Here is a 15,681-nt window from a genome sequence, read left to right on the forward strand (position 1 = left end):
TTTTTATTTACCAATTTCGTTACGTTTACGATATACCTCATACATTAACAAACTTGCGGCCACTGAAGCATTTAAGGATGTAACTTTACCAACCATCGGTAAAGTAATTAAGAAATCACATTTTTCACCAATAATACGACTCATACCTTTTCCTTCACTTCCAATTACTAATCCAATTGGCATTTTACCATCTAAATTACGGTAATCCGTTTTTCCTTTTGCATCTGTACCAGCAATCCAAAGTCCACGTTCTTTTAATTCATCGATTGTACGAGATAAATTCGTTACACGTGCAACAGGAATATATTCAATTGCCCCAGTAGATGCTTTCGCAACTGATGCAGTAAGTCCCACAGCTCTTCTTTTCGGAATTATAATTCCATGAGCTCCTGTCGCGTCCGCAGTACGCATAATAGAACCGAGGTTATGCGGGTCTTCAATTTCATCTAAAATTAAGAAGAATGGATCTTCATTACGCTTCTCTGCTACTTTGAATAGATCTTCTAGCTCAGCATATTGATATGCGGCCACTTGAGCAATTACACCTTGATGGTTCCCCTCAACTAATTGATCTAACTTCTTTTTTGGTGCATGTTGCAAAATAATTTTATTTTCTTTCGCTAGTGCTAGTACAATTTGTACTTGTCCTTTGGCAGCACCTTCTGCAATCCAAATTTTATTAATATCTCTCCCTGATCGTAACGCTTCAATTACAGGGTTACGTCCGATAATATATTCACTACTCATGATGATGTGCCCCCTTCCTTTTCTTCTAGAACAGCAATTGCCTTATATACAATTTCGTCTAATCTTTCACGATTATTTAATAAGTGATGATAGCCAATTAACGCTTCAAAGGCTGTACTATGTCGATATGTTTGTACATCTGTATTTTTCGGAACAGTACCTGAATTTGCATTACGTCCTCTTCTTAGTACTGCCTCTTCTTCCTCAGTTAAAAACGCTGTCTCTAATAAATGATAAACAACTTTCGCCTGTGCTTTTGCCGAAACAAAGCTTGTCCCTAATCGATGCAACTGATTAGGACGAACCTTCCCTTTTTGAAGTAGGTGATAGCGGATATATTGTTCATATACCGCATCACCCATATATGCTAACGCTAAGCTGTTTAATTGCTTTGCATCAATCATTCTTATCCTCTTTTCCATCTTGTACCTTGAGCGGTATCTTCTAAAATAATATTACGATCTTTTAAATCATCGCGAATTTGATCTGATAATGCAAAATCACGATTTTTACGAGCTTCAATACGTTTTTGAATAAGCGCTTCAATTTCTTCATCTAGTAACTCTTCTTGCGCTAATTCTAACCCTAGAATATCAAATAATGTTTCAAGTTGTTTTACGTATGCTTCAATTACCACTGTAGACGTATGTTCTTCCAGTAAATATTGATTTGCATGATTTGCTACATTATATAACTCAGTGATTGCATTGGCAGTATTGAAGTCATCATTCATCGCTTCTTCAAATGCAGTTTGGAATTTTTTCAGGTCAGCTAACCACTTCTCATCATGATCTGTTAAATCCGTACTACTTTCCATACGGTGTTTTAAATTACCGTAAGCTGTTTTAATTCTTTCCAGTCCGTTATTTGTGCTTCGTAATAACTCTTCACTGAAATTAATTGGGTGACGGTAGTGTACTGATAGCATAAAGAATCTAATTAACTGCGGATCATATTGCTTAATGATATCGTGAACTAAAATGAAGTTCCCAAGTGACTTAGACATTTTCTCATTATTAATATTAATATATCCATTGTGCATCCAATAACGTGCAAATGTTTTTCCTGTTAACGCCTCAGACTGCGCGATTTCATTCTCGTGATGAGGAAATGCCAAGTCTTGACCACCAGCGTGAATATCAATTGTATCCCCTAAGTATTTACGCGCCATTGCCGAGCACTCGATATGCCAGCCTGGGCGACCTTGACCCCAAGGGCTTTCCCAGAAGATTTCTCCTTCTTTCGCAGCTTTCCATAGTGCAAAATCAAGAGGGTCTTGTTTCTTTTCTCCTACTTCAATACGCGCACCGTGACGTAAGTCCGCAATCGGTTGATGTGATAACTTACCGTACCCTTCGAATTCCTTCGTTCTAAAGTACACATCCCCTTCTGATTCATATGCATATCCTTTATTCACAAGTTCTTGAATAAATTCAATAATGATATCCATATTTTCTGTTACACGCGGATGAACTGTTGCATGTTTGCAACCTAGTGCCGTTACATCTTCAAAGTACGCTTCCACGAAACGGTCCGCAATTGTCGGCACATCTTCGCCTAACTCATTTGCCGCTTTAATTAATTTATCATCTACGTCAGTAAAGTTAGATACATACTGCACATCGTATCCTTTATATTCTAAATAACGGCGCACTGTATCAAATACCATAGGTGGTCTTGCGTTCCCGATGTGAATATAGTTATAAACTGTAGGTCCGCATACATACATCTTTACCTTATTTTCTTCTAATGGAATAAACTCTTCCTTTTGACGTGTTAACGTATTATAAATGTGAATAGTCATTTTTATCCTTCCTTTCTACCTTTACTTCAAGTTGTTTTTTCAATTTATCAAGTTCTACTTCCATGACCTTTAATTTATCAAAAATTGGGTCTGGAAGATCGGAATGATTCAATTCTTGACCAATCTTTACGCCATTTTGAATAACGACTCGGCCTGGTATACCTACAACTGTAGAATGTGCAGGGACTTCTTTTAATACGACAGAACCTGCTCCAATTTTAGAATTCTCTCCAACTGTAATAGAACCCAGTACTTTAGCACCTGTGGCAATTAATACATTATCCTGAATTGTAGGGTGCCTCTTTCCCTTTTCTTTACCCGTACCACCTAATGTAACTCCTTGATAGATCGTTACATTATCACCAATTTCGCACGTTTCTCCAATTACAACTCCCATTCCATGGTCAATGAAAAAACGACGACCAATTGTTGCTCCTGGATGAATCTCAATGCCAGTAAAGAAACGACTAACTTGTGAGATCCAACGTGCAATAAAGAAGAAATTCTTTTTATAAAAAGCATGTGCAATTCGATGGGCCCAAACTGCATGTAATCCAGAGTAAGTCAAAATGACTTCGAAATAACTTCTTGCCGCTGGATCCTGTTCAAAAACGACTTCAATATCTTCCCGAAGCCTCTTAAACATCGACGTTCCCTCCCCTTTATGGGCTGCTTTTTCGAGTGAACTAACTCCCTACTTATCCCCCTAAATCTTTATACACGTGGATAAAACTTATACTCATACCCAATTTTACGGTATAAAAAAAGGCGTCTCTGTCATATTGACAGAGACGCCTTATAAGCGCGGTTCCACTCTGTTTAGGCTAAAAAAAGCCTCAAACTCATCTCTGATAACGGTGTACACCGCTTCTGCTTACTTTACGTCCTAAGACGTTTCGCAAAACAATTTGCTGTTCAGCAGAAGACTCGAAGGGGCATTTCAAAAATCCGCTTATAAACCACTTCCAGCCTAAGGTGGTTCTCTCTGTAAAAAGCCTGATTTTCTACTTCTCCTTCTCGTCGCTTTTCCTTATTAGGTTTTAAGTATACTTATTATATTTCTAAACCTAGAAAATGTTAACCAATTACTTTTTGAAGACGATTTAAAACTTTTTCTTTTCCAAGAAGTGCAATAGCATTAGGAAGCTCTGGACCGTGTGTTTGACCAGTAGTTGCAACACGGATTGGCATAAATAAGTTTTTACCTTTATGACCTGTTTCCTTTTGAACTGCTTTAATAGCCGCCTTAATTGCTGCCGGTTCCATAGCTTCTAGTGCTTCTACTTGACCAGCAAATGCACGAAGTACTTCTGGTACTTGTTCACCTTTTAATACTTCTTGTCCTTCTTCTTCATAATCAACATGATCTTTGAAGAACATTTCAGAAAGCTCTACAATTTCAGCTCCAAAGCTCATTTGTTCATGATATAACGCAATTACATCACGAATCCAAGCTTGTTCTTGTTCACTTAAAGTTTCACCTATACGTCCAGCCTTCACTAAATGCGGTAAGCTTAATTCTACCACCGTATCTAAATCTTGCTTTTTCATATATTGGTTGTTCATCCATTTTAGTTTTTGAGAATCAAATAATGCAGGTGATTTTGATAAACGAGCTGCATCAAACATTTTGATAAACTCTTCTTGAGAGAAGATTTCTTCTTCTCCTACTGGCGACCAACCTAGTAGTGCAATAAAGTTAAAGATTGCTTCTGGAAGATATCCAAGCTCTTTATATTGCTCAATAAATTGAATAATAGATTCATCACGCTTACTTAATTTTTTACGGCTTTCATTTACAATTAAAGTCATATGACCGAATTGCGGAATATCCCAACCGAAAGCTTCATAAATCATCATTTGTTTTGGCGTGTTTGAAATATGGTCATCACCACGAAGTACGTGTGTAATTTCCATTAAGTGATCATCTACTGCTACTGCAAAGTTATAAGTTGGAATTCCATCTTTTTTCACGATAACGAAATCACCGAAATCATTTGAATGGAATGCAACTTCATCTTTTACAATATCTTTAAATGTGTAATCACGGTCAGCTGGTACGCGGAAACGAATACTTGGAATACGTCCCTCAGCTTCAAATTCTTTCACTTGCGCTTCAGTTAAATCACGGTGGTTACCTGCGTAACGAGGTGTTTCACCACGAGCAATTTGCCCTTCGCGTTCTGCTTCTAGCTCTTCTTCTGTCATATAACATTTGTAAGCTAAACCACGCTCTAATAAATCTTCATATAACTTTTTATAAATATCTAAACGCTCTGTTTGACGATATGGTCCAAATTCACCACCAACATCAACACCTTCATCCCAGTCCATACCGAGCCATTTCAAGTATTTTAATTGGCTTTCTTCTCCACCAGCAACATTACGTTTTACATCAGTATCTTCAATACGAATAATAAACTTACCATCTTGATGACGAGCAAATAAATAATTAAATAATGCCGTACGCGCATTTCCGATATGTAAGTGTCCTGTTGGACTTGGCGCATAGCGCACTCTCACTTGCTTTTCCATAATTGGTACACCTTCCATTCTTAATGTCAACACATTCTATAATTGTACACCAAAAAAATGTGATTATCCATCTTACGAATTAAAAACCATTATTTTTTCTGTAATAAAACAACTGCTTGAGAAGCAATTCCTTCTTCTCTACCTGTAAATCCTAATTTTTCTGTTGTTGTTGCCTTTACATTGATATTATCGATAGACGTTTCTAATAGCTCACTAATGCGTTTGCGCATACTTTCAATATTTGGTGCCATTTTTGGCTTTTGAGCAATAATTGTACAATCTAAATTCCCTAATTCATAACCTTGTTCACGCACAAACTCCCAAACCTTTTGCAATAATACAGCTGAATCAGCATCTTTAAAGGCAGGGTCTGTATCAGGAAAATGTTTCCCAATATCTCCTGCTGCAATTGCACCTAAACACGCATCCGCGATTGTATGTAACAATACATCTGCATCAGAGTGACCGATTAATCCTTTCTCATGTGGAATTGTAATTCCGCCAATAATTAACGGTCTACCTTCCGCGAATTCATGCACATCAAAACCTTGTCCAATTCGAAACATTTTTTACATCCTCCTCGAGCTAAACTACTGAGCTTTATGATTCTATATTATATCGCTATCCTTATAAAGAAAAGCCCGGCCTTTGCCGAGCTTCTCTTCGCTATAATCATTGCTATCATTTCTTTTGAACGTGAAGAAAACTTTCAGCAATTAGTAAATCCTCTGGGGTCGTCACTTTAATATTATAGTAACTCCCCTCTACTACACCTACTTGCTTCCCGATACGTTCTACGAGACTTGCATCATCTGTACCAAGGAAACAACTCTGCTTCGCACTTCTATGAGCTTCTAACAAAAGAGAAACAGAGAACCCTTGCGGTGTTTGAACAGCTTTAAGTTGAGATCTTTCTACCGTTTCGACAACAACACCCTGCTCTACTTTCTTAACAGTATCTTTCACTGGCACCGCACAAATGGAAGCTCCATATTTTTCTGCTGCAGTTAATACATCTTGGATCACTTTGTTCGTTACGAACGGGCGCGCACCGTCATGTACAAGAACATACTCAACATCACTCGTATGCTGAATCGCATTATATACACTATCTTGTCTTTCAGCTCCACCTTGAATAAATTGTACTGGCTTTGCAACCGGATACTTTTGCATTAACTCTTCAAAATACGGACGCTCTTCTTCGTTAATTGCCATAATAATATTTTTACATGCTTTATCCTGTTCGAAAGCACGTAACGTATGCACAATAATCGGTACTTCATTAATAAGTAAGAACAACTTATTTTTGCCAGCACCCATCCGCTTTCCTTGACCAGCTGCTGGAATAATTAATGTATACATATTAATAATCCTCTACTTATAATGCTTTTTCTAATAATTTACGTTTGGCAAAAATCATGCGCCCAGCCGACGTTTGTAACACACTCGTAACGAGTACATCGAGTTGTGAGCCTACATATTCTCTACCATCTTCTACTACAATCATCGTGCCGTCATCTAAATATGCTACACCTTGATTTTGTTCTTTTCCATCTTTTACAACATACACACTTAATTCTTCACCTGGGAGTACAACAGGTTTAATTGCATTAGCTAAATCATTAATGTTTAACACCGTTACCCCTTGTAATTCAGAGACTTTGTTTAAGTTGAAGTCATTCGTTACTACCGTTCCACCAGTGATTTTCGCCAACTTTACAAGTTTGCTATCCACTTCCTGAATATCATCGAAATCGCCTTCATAAATTTCTACCGGGATCGGCATCTCTTTTTGAATACGATTTAAAATATCTAATCCTCTGCGACCACGATTACGTTTTAAAGCATCAGAAGAATCGGCAATGTGCTGAAGTTCTTCTAACACGAATTGCGGAATGACAATTGTTCCTTCTAAAAACTTTGTTTGGCAAATATCAGCAATACGTCCATCGATAATTACACTTGTATCGAGAATTTTCCAATGCGCTAAAGATTCTTCTACCTCATTTTCTGGTTCTTCATTCTCACTATTATTATTTTTCTTCTTCCCACGTTGTGGTAATGTAAATAATCCTAGCAATTCATTCCTCTTTTTAAACCCTACTTGGAATCCTAAATATCCTAGTAAAAGAGTAAAGAACACTTGCAACACTGTACTAATAACTGGAATTGTAAATTCACGAATTGGTATTAAAATTAAATACGCAACAATAAGCCCAGAGATTAAACCTAATGTACCAAACAAAACATCTGCTACAGGCGCTTTTACAAGAGCCTCTTCAATATGCTTAATAAGTTGAACAATATAATCTACAAGCCAAAATGTTGTTAAAAATAAAATAATTGCACCAATAATTGCACGAACATACGATCCTTCCAATAAAGGAACGGCACCGATGTCTAATACATTAATAACTTTTGGGATTAAGTAAATCCCTAACGCTCCCCCGATTACTAAAAAGAAGAGCTGTACAATCCGTTTTAACATCCAACCACCTCCTACTCATTATTAACCATTGTTTCGCTAATCAAAACGCCGAATGCAAAAGCGGACGTGTTTTTTTATAAATAGTTTTATTTACCAATATATCATATCATATACCAAAAATGTTCTAGTGTCGTTATATTATGGAATCAATGTAATATTCTTAATTGTGTCTACTCATATAGAGATGCTCTTGAATTCTTTTTAGGCCTTCTCGTATTTTCTTCGCCCTGACTTCTCCAATTCCTTCCACATCATCTAATTCATTAATAGTTGCACGACAAACACCTTGCAAAGTTTTAAATCGATTAATTAAATTTTCAATGATAAGTGGTGGAACACGCGAAATTTTGCTTGTGATTCGGTATCCTCTCGGCGTCACACTTTCTTCTAAACTCGTTTGTCCTGGGTATCCAAGCAATTTAACTAAATCACTGTCCTCTAGAAGTTGTGTATTCGCAAGTTCTTGTAACTTTTTCAAAATTTGATGATGGTCTTGTGTTTTTTCTTGATAGTAATCTTTAATTAATAGCGCTGCCTCTGCTTCTAAGTCGGCTAATAGTTCCGTAAGTTGTAAACGAATTAACCTACCTTCTGTTCCCAATTCATGAATATAGCTCAATATTTCATTTTTAATACGTAGTACCATTTCAACACTATGTAAAACATGGACTACCTCGGACATTGTAACAACCTCTTCAAATTCTAGAATGCCCAAATTCGTAATCCCATCATTCCATACAGCCTTATATTTTTCTAACGTTTGGATAGCTTGATTCGCCTTTGTTAAAATAACGCCTATATCTTTTAGTGTATAACGTAAATTCCCTTGATATAGCGTAATTACGTTACGTCTTTGTGAAATAGCCACAACAAGGCTGCCTGTCTGCTTTGCTACACGCTCCGCCGTTCGGTGGCGCATACCTGTCTCAATAGAGTCAATAGATGACTCTGGAACTAACTGTGCGTTCGAAATCAAAATTTTACTTCCCGTTTCATTTAAAATAAGTGCCCCATCCATTTTTGCTAATTCATATAAACTAGCTGGAGAGAATGCACAATTAATATGAAAACCTCCATCAACAATACTTTTAATCTGCTCATTATATCCAAGAACAATTAATCCCCCTGTTTGTGCGCGAAGTACATTATCTATCCCTTCGCGCAGTGGTGTTCCCGGGGCCACAAGTTGTAAAATATTAATCATACTTTTGACACGTTGCTTGTTTTCTTCCATAGCCTAGCCTCCTAATGTCAAACGAAGTGCTTCTCCTAAATTAGATACACCAACTACCTCAATCCCATCTGGAATTGTCCATCCTCCCAAATTTTTTCTAGGAATAATAGCGCGTTGAAATCCTAATTTAGCTGCTTCTTGTACACGTTGTTCAATTCTTGATACTCTTCTTATTTCTCCAGTTAATCCTACTTCTCCTATTACTGCATCGGTTGGTGCCGTAGATTTATCTCTAAAACTTGAAGCTATACTTAAAGCGACAGCTAAATCAATTGCTGGTTCATCTAACTTCAAACCACCTGCTACTTTTAAATATGCATCCTGATTTTGCAATAATAAGCCTGTTCTTTTTTCTAGCACTGCCATAATAAGCGATACACGGTTATGATCAATTCCCGTTGCCATTCTTCGAGGGTTTCCAAAACTAGTAGGGGAAATTAATGCTTGTATTTCTACTAAAACTGGTCTTGTTCCTTCCATTGAGGCAACCACTGTTGATCCTGCAACCCCAACTGGTCTTTCCTCAAGAAAAATTTCAGAAGGGTTTAATACTTCTGCAAGGCCAAGCTCTTTCATTTCAAAAATACCCATTTCATTCGTAGAACCAAAACGATTCTTTACTGCTCGCAAAATGCGGTATGTATGATGACGGTCTCCTTCAAAGTAAAGAACTGCATCGACCATATGTTCTAACATACGAGGTCCTGCAATCGCTCCCTCTTTTGTCACATGTCCAACGATAAAAATAGGGATTCCTTTCGTTTTTGCAAGTTTCATTAATTCCGCTGTACATTCACGAACTTGTGCCACACTTCCCGGTGCTGATGTTACTTCAGGTAGATGTATTGTTTGAATAGAATCAATAACAACAAAGGCTGGGTTCACCTCTTCAATATGTGTTGCAATTCGCTGTAAGTCCGTCTCTGATACAACAAATAGATTACTACCATTTACATGTAAACGATCCGCACGCAGTTTAATCTGTTTTGCTGATTCTTCACCCGATATATATAGGACATCATATGAAGAATCCGCTAATTGTGATGATATTTGTAATAGTAACGTTGATTTTCCAATCCCGGGGTCTCCACCAATCAGTACTAAGGATCCATCTACAATCCCGCCACCAAGTACACGGTTAAATTCTTGAAATTTTGTTTCAATACGCGCCTCAGACTTTGTTTCCACTTCTGTTAGACGTCTTGGTTTTGTTACTTCTGTTTGAATTGCATTCGCATAATTAAGGCGCCTTGATGATACAACCGGTTCCATCTCTTCAACAAGCGTATTCCATTGACCACATCCAGGGCATTTCCCCATATATTTTGGTGACTGATACCCACACTCTTGACATGTGAATTTTGTTTTCTTTTTAGCCATATCGTTTTATATCTCACTTCACTTTCATCTATAAACAATTTATCCTTATCGTACAAGAAAGAGGGCTATCTCGTAGCCCTCTTAGTTTGTCTATACTTATTTTACCTTTTCAGCACTATGAATGACAAATGATTCTCCTTCAACATCAAAGATAACTTTTTGTCCTTTCTCAATAGCACCTTTTAAAAGTTCTTCCGATAGTCTATCTTCTACATGTTTCTGAATTGCTCTACGAAGCGGACGAGCACCGTACTCTCGGTCAAACCCTTTATCAGCAATAGCCGAAATCGCTCCTTCTGTTAAATGCAATTCAATTTCTTGCTCTTTTAAGCGATTTACTAACTGATTTACCATAAGTGTTACAATCTCTTGAATATGTTTTTTCTCAAGCATATGGAACACGATAATTTCATCAATACGGTTTAAGAATTCTGGACGGAATGCCTTTTTCAGTTCATCCATTACTTTACCTTTCATATCTGAATAATCGCGGCTCTCATCTTGTACGTTAAATCCAAGATGTTTATTACGTTTTAACGCTTCTGCACCAACGTTAGATGTCATAATAACAATTGTATTACGGAAATCAACTGTACGCCCTTTCGAATCTGTTAAGCGACCATCTTCTAATACTTGTAGTAAAATGTTAAACACATCAGGATGAGCTTTCTCTACTTCATCTAATAAGACAACTGAATATGGCTTACGGCGAACCTTTTCTGTTAATTGTCCACCTTCTTCATATCCAACATATCCTGGAGGAGATCCAACTAAACGAGAAGTAGAATGCTTCTCCATGTACTCAGACATATCGATGCGAATCATTGCATCCTCATCACCGAACATAGATTCTGCCAACGCTCTTGCTAGCTCCGTTTTACCTACACCTGTTGGTCCTAAGAAAATAAATGAACCAATCGGACGTTTCGGATCTTTCAAACCTGCTCTAGCACGACGAACAGCTTTCGCCACAGCTACTACCGCTTCATCTTGACCAATAACACGATCGTGAAGAATCGATTCTAAGTTTAATAATTTATCAGTCTCTGTTTGTGCAAGCTTAGAAACCGGGATACGAGTCCACGTAGAAACAACATTTGCAATATCTTCTACTGTCACTTCTGAGTTTTCTTTTCCTTGTTGCTCTTTCCATTGACGCTTCGTATCTTCTAACTTCTCACGTAAACGTTGTTCCATATCACGTAAGGAAGCAGCTTTTTCAAACTCTTGACTTTGTACAGCTGCATCTTTTTCTTTTCTAATTTCCTCAAGCTTCACTTCAAGCTCTTTTAGATTTGGTGGTGTTGTATAAGAGCGTAAGCGAACCTTTGAAGCAGCTTCATCAATTAAATCAATTGCTTTATCTGGTAAGAAACGATCTGTAATATAACGATCTGAAAGCTTTACAGCTGCATCAATTGCATCATCTGTAATAGATACGCGGTGATGTGCCTCATAACGATCGCGTAAACCTTTCAAAATTTGAGTTGATTCATCTAAACTTGGCTCATCAACGTGAATTGGTTGGAAACGTCTCTCTAAAGCTGCATCTTTTTCAATATATTTGCGATATTCATCTAACGTTGTCGCTCCAATACATTGTAATTCCCCACGAGCTAAAGATGGTTTTAAAATGTTCGATGCGTCAATAGCACCTTCTGCTCCACCTGCACCAATTAATGTATGAAGTTCATCAATAAATAGAATGATATTTCCTGCTTGGCGGATTTCATCCATTACTTTCTTCAAACGGTCTTCAAATTCACCACGGTATTTCGTTCCGGCTACCACTGTACCCATATCTAGTGTCATAACACGCTTATCTCTTAAAGTTTCAGGAACTTCATTATTTACGATTTGTTGTGCTAATCCTTCTGCAATTGCCGTTTTACCTACACCAGGCTCCCCAATTAATACAGGATTGTTTTTCGTTCTACGGCTTAAAACTTCAATTACACGTTGAATTTCTTTACCACGTCCAATAACAGGGTCTAAACGATTTTCACGTGCAACAACTGTTAAATCACGTGCTAAGCTATCAAGTGTTGGTGTATTTGCATTTGTTGAAGAACCACCTTGATGACCTGAACTTGCTTCATTACTTCCAAGAAGTTGCAATACTTGTTGTCTTGCCTTATTTAAGCTAACACCTAAGTTATTTAAAACACGTGCTGCTACCCCTTCACCCTCGCGGATTAAACCAAGTAAAATATGTTCTGTTCCAACGTAAGAATGACCTAATTTACGAGCTTCATCCATAGACAGCTCAATAACCTTTTTAGCACGCGGTGTATAATGTACGGTTTGAGAAGCTTCTGTTCCGCGTCCAATTAACGCTTCTACTTCTTTTTGAACTTTCTCCGGGCTTAATCCAAGAGCAATCAACGCTTTTGCTGCAATTCCTTCACCTTCGCGTACAAGCCCAAGTAAAATATGTTCTGTTCCAATATTGTTATGCCCAATACGAATCGCTTCCTCTTGAGATAAAGCTAATACTTTCTGTGCTCTTTCTGTAAATCTTCCAAACATCATAGAAATCGCCTCCTACTTGCGCTTAGTTTTTTTCAATACGTAATCGCTCACGGATTAAGGTTGCTCTTCGATAATCTCTTTCTTCTGGCCCTAAAGGTCCTCCCGCATATTGTTGTAAAATGCCTGGTTGTGTAAGAACCATTAGCTCAGTCAAAATATTTCTCGATATACCTTTTATATATCCTAAATCAATACCAAGTCGTAAATCTGATAAGCAATTTGCTGCTTCCGCAGATTGAATTAAACGACTGTTGGCTAGTATGCCATAAGAGCGATAAACTTTATCTTCAAGCTCAATACTTGAATTTTGTACAATTAATTCTCTAGCCATCTTTTCTTGCTGTATGATTTGTTGAATGACACTCTTTAAATCTGCAATAATATCTTCTTCAGATTTTCCTAGCGTCATTTGGTTTGACACTTGAAATATATTACCTAACGCTTCGCTACCTTCACCGTATATTCCTCTTACTACTAACCCTAATTTTTGAATTACTTGTATAATACGGCTAATTCTTTTCGTTAAAACGAGCCCTGGTAAATGGATCATTACGGAAGCCCTAAGTCCTGTACCAACGTTAGTAGGGCAGCTCGTAATATATCCAAGTGATTCATCAAAAGCATATTCAACCTCTTTCTCAATCCAATTATCTATTTGATTGGCACTTTGAAGTGCCTCTGATAACTGCAATCCTGAAAATAAGCACTGAATCCGAATATGGTCTTCTTCATTCAGCATAACACTAATATGTTCGTTTTCTGACAATAGACACGCTCCATATTCTGTTCCTGCAAGGTTGGGACTAATTAAATGCTTTTCAACTAATACTCTCCTTTGAAGAGGCGTTAATTCATTCATTTTTAATAGTTCAAACTCTCCAAAAGGTTCTACTGTTTTATTTATAAATTCCTTTTTAAATAATTCTTGAATCTGTTTAGCTTCTTCTTCGTTTTGCATAGTAGAGAATTGATATTTTTTAAAATTACGAGCCAAACGAATTCGACTACTTAAAACAATATCAGAATCAGGGCCATCTCCCTTCATCCATGGACTAATCGCTTCATTCATAATTTTGTCCAGTGACATAGAACTATTCCCCCTCTCTATGCTCACTAAGCTGAGTTTCAATATTTCTAATTTTATCCCTTACTCCAGCAGCTTTCTCAAATTCCTCTTTCTGTACGTATTGTTTCAGAATGAGTTTTAGTTCATCTAATTCTTTCTTTAAGTGAATATTTCCTTCTATACGCTTCGGAATTTTTCCACAATGATCTGTATGCCCGCCGTGAAGGCGTTTTAATAACGGCTTTAAATGTTCCTTAAATGTATCGTAACAAGAAGCACATCCAAAGCGTCCTACCTTTGTAAGTTGCTCATATGTCATTTTACAATTTGGACATCTTAATATATTTGTGTTCGAAAATCCGCTTTTTTCTTCTTCAAACATTGTTGATTCACCGTGTAATAACCCAGCAAATAAATCATGGAATGAAAAGTTAGACTGCGATGATTGAAAGAAAGACGTATAGCCACTTTGTTCTGCACATTGCTCACAAAGATGAACTTCCGCCTTCTTTTCGTTAATTACTTTTGTATAATGTAAAGTTGCTGGTCTTATATTACAGTTTTGACAAGTCATCACTATCCCCACCTTTACAACAGGAACGATCTATCTCATAGTACTTTTCATACATTACTAGACTGTTCACTTTCCTTTATTCGTTTACATAAAAGTGCGTGTTCTTTTTTCAAAACTTCTACAATATTTAACTGCCTTATCTTTTAGTTATTATTCTTTTACAAAAGCTGTATTTATTTATATTTCAGTGTTCTTAACATTGCGCATAATATTCGAGCCCTAAGTTCATCTCGAGAAGGAACATCCATTGATAATACAGAACGATCTAGTACGCTTAACATAAGTTTAGCTTCACGATTCGTTATGATTCCCTCTTCTATTAAACGTATAATCATACTCTCTGCATTTCCTTGCGCAACGCTATGATCAATCATATGAAGCATTTGATCAATAATGTCTATATCGTCATGCAGTTTGACTTTTATAATGCGAATGTAACCTCCTCCACCACGTTTACTTTCTACTACAAATCCTCTTTCTAACGTAAAACGGGTATTGATCACATAATTGATTTGAGATGGTACGCACTCGAATCGATCCGCAATCTCATTTCTCTTGATTTCAATCACATTATTATTACTTAAGTCAATAACTTGCTTTAGATATTGCTCAATGATATCAGATATATTTCTCATTTATCCGCCACCTTTATTGACTTTGACTATCTTTGACTTTAATTATATACGTATTAATAAAATTTGCAACTCTTTTGCTTATTTACTATCCTAGCCACATTCCCCTGTATTTAATCAAAATAATAATTATTTAAATACATTTTTTATTACTATGGATTATAAAAGAAAACACGAAAAAACACGAGTCATTTGACTCGTGCTTAGTTGCTTGGCGACGTCCTACTCTCACAGGGACAAGGTCCCAACTACCATCGGCGCTAGAGAGCTTAACTTCCGTGTTCGGTATGGGAACGGGTGTGACCTCTCTGCCATCATCACCAAACTATGAAGGCATATTCCTTCAAAACTAGATAACATTTGCTACATATTATATGGTTAAGTCCTCGATCTATTAGTATTCGTCAGCTCCACATGTCACCATGCTTCCACCTCGAACCTATCAACCTGATCATCTTTCAGGGATCTTACTAGCTTACGCTATGGGAAATCTCATCTTGAGGGGGGCTTCATGCTTAGATGCTTTCAGCACTTATCCCTTCCGCACATAGCTACCCAGCTATGCCCTTGGCAGAACAACTGGTACACCAGCGGTGCGTCCATCCCGGTCCTCTCGTACTAAGGACAGCTCCTCTCAAATTTCCTACGCCCACGACGGATAGGGACCGAACTGTCTCACGACGTTCTGA

General features: G+C 37.3%; 14 protein-coding genes, 2 rRNA genes and 1 other annotated feature (1 of these 17 only partly in view). All 16 genes read right to left on the bottom strand.

Annotated features, from left to right (window positions below):
- Positions 1–3: 3 nt before the first annotated feature.
- Entirely contained in the window at positions 4–747 is a 744-nt protein-coding gene (gene rlmB / locus QCI47_RS27705; RefSeq protein ID WP_000093759.1) for a 23S rRNA (guanosine(2251)-2'-O)-methyltransferase RlmB, read from the bottom strand.
- On the bottom strand, positions 744–1,151 hold the full coding sequence (locus QCI47_RS27710) for a Mini-ribonuclease 3 (protein WP_000564261.1): 408 nt from the start codon (positions 1,149–1,151) through the stop codon (positions 744–746). Before QCI47_RS27710 ends, rlmB begins: the two co-directional genes overlap by 4 nt.
- Before the next feature lie 2 nt (positions 1,152–1,153).
- Positions 1,154–2,551: a cysteine--tRNA ligase gene (gene cysS, locus QCI47_RS27715; protein ID WP_000152257.1), complete on the bottom strand. Its 1,398-nt coding sequence runs from the start codon at positions 2,549–2,551 to the stop codon at positions 1,154–1,156.
- Positions 2,532–3,197: a serine O-acetyltransferase gene (cysE, locus tag QCI47_RS27720; protein WP_000476500.1), complete on the bottom strand. Its 666-nt coding sequence runs from the start codon at positions 3,195–3,197 to the stop codon at positions 2,532–2,534. The genes cysS and cysE overlap by 20 nt, the downstream gene beginning before the upstream one ends.
- Before the next feature lie 138 nt (positions 3,198–3,335).
- Positions 3,336–3,581: a binding site (T-box leader), on the bottom strand.
- Positions 3,582–3,628: 47 nt separating this feature from the next.
- A complete protein-coding gene (gene gltX, locus QCI47_RS27725; RefSeq protein ID WP_000415154.1) occupies positions 3,629–5,086 on the bottom strand; it encodes a glutamate--tRNA ligase in 1,458 nt (485 codons plus the stop codon).
- Between the two features lie 89 nt (positions 5,087–5,175).
- Positions 5,176–5,652, bottom strand: coding sequence for a 2-C-methyl-D-erythritol 2,4-cyclodiphosphate synthase (gene ispF, locus QCI47_RS27730; RefSeq protein WP_353811998.1), 477 nt, complete (start codon positions 5,650–5,652; stop codon positions 5,176–5,178).
- A gap of 115 nt (positions 5,653–5,767) precedes the next feature.
- Positions 5,768–6,448, bottom strand: coding sequence for a 2-C-methyl-D-erythritol 4-phosphate cytidylyltransferase (gene ispD, locus QCI47_RS27735; protein WP_000288304.1), 681 nt, complete (start codon positions 6,446–6,448; stop codon positions 5,768–5,770).
- A 16-nt stretch (positions 6,449–6,464) separates the two neighbouring features.
- Entirely contained in the window at positions 6,465–7,574 is a 1,110-nt protein-coding gene (locus tag QCI47_RS27740) for a PIN/TRAM domain-containing protein (RefSeq protein ID WP_000919684.1), read from the bottom strand.
- 160 nt (positions 7,575–7,734) lie between these two features.
- A complete protein-coding gene (disA, locus tag QCI47_RS27745) occupies positions 7,735–8,808 on the bottom strand; it encodes a DNA integrity scanning diadenylate cyclase DisA (RefSeq protein WP_000392171.1) in 1,074 nt (357 codons plus the stop codon).
- Positions 8,809–8,811: 3 nt separating this feature from the next.
- Positions 8,812–10,188, bottom strand: coding sequence for a DNA repair protein RadA (gene radA / locus QCI47_RS27750; RefSeq protein WP_001085212.1), 1,377 nt, complete (start codon positions 10,186–10,188; stop codon positions 8,812–8,814).
- A 96-nt stretch (positions 10,189–10,284) separates the two neighbouring features.
- The gene (gene clpC / locus QCI47_RS27755) at positions 10,285–12,720 is read right to left on the bottom strand and encodes an ATP-dependent protease ATP-binding subunit ClpC (RefSeq protein ID WP_000971179.1); all 2,436 of its coding nucleotides are present in this window, start codon (positions 12,718–12,720) and stop codon (positions 10,285–10,287) included.
- A gap of 22 nt (positions 12,721–12,742) precedes the next feature.
- Entirely contained in the window at positions 12,743–13,807 is a 1,065-nt protein-coding gene (mcsB, locus tag QCI47_RS27760; RefSeq protein ID WP_000050825.1) for a protein-arginine kinase McsB, read from the bottom strand.
- Positions 13,808–13,811: 4 nt separating this feature from the next.
- Complete coding sequence (gene mcsA / locus QCI47_RS27765; RefSeq protein ID WP_000128381.1) at positions 13,812–14,360, bottom strand: protein-arginine kinase activator protein McsA; 549 nt, start codon at positions 14,358–14,360, stop codon at positions 13,812–13,814.
- A gap of 173 nt (positions 14,361–14,533) precedes the next feature.
- Positions 14,534–14,995, bottom strand: coding sequence for a transcriptional regulator CtsR (gene ctsR / locus QCI47_RS27770; protein ID WP_001244563.1), 462 nt, complete (start codon positions 14,993–14,995; stop codon positions 14,534–14,536).
- Between the two features lie 206 nt (positions 14,996–15,201).
- A 5S ribosomal RNA gene (rrf, locus tag QCI47_RS27775) occupies positions 15,202–15,317 on the bottom strand.
- Between the two features lie 49 nt (positions 15,318–15,366).
- A 23S ribosomal RNA gene (locus QCI47_RS27780) occupies positions 15,367–15,681 on the bottom strand (it continues 2,608 nt past the right edge of the window).

Origin of the sequence: Bacillus cereus group sp. RP29, assembly GCF_040459765.1 — a bacterium.
Classification (GTDB): Bacteria; Bacillota; Bacilli; order Bacillales; family Bacillaceae_G; genus Bacillus_A; species Bacillus_A paranthracis.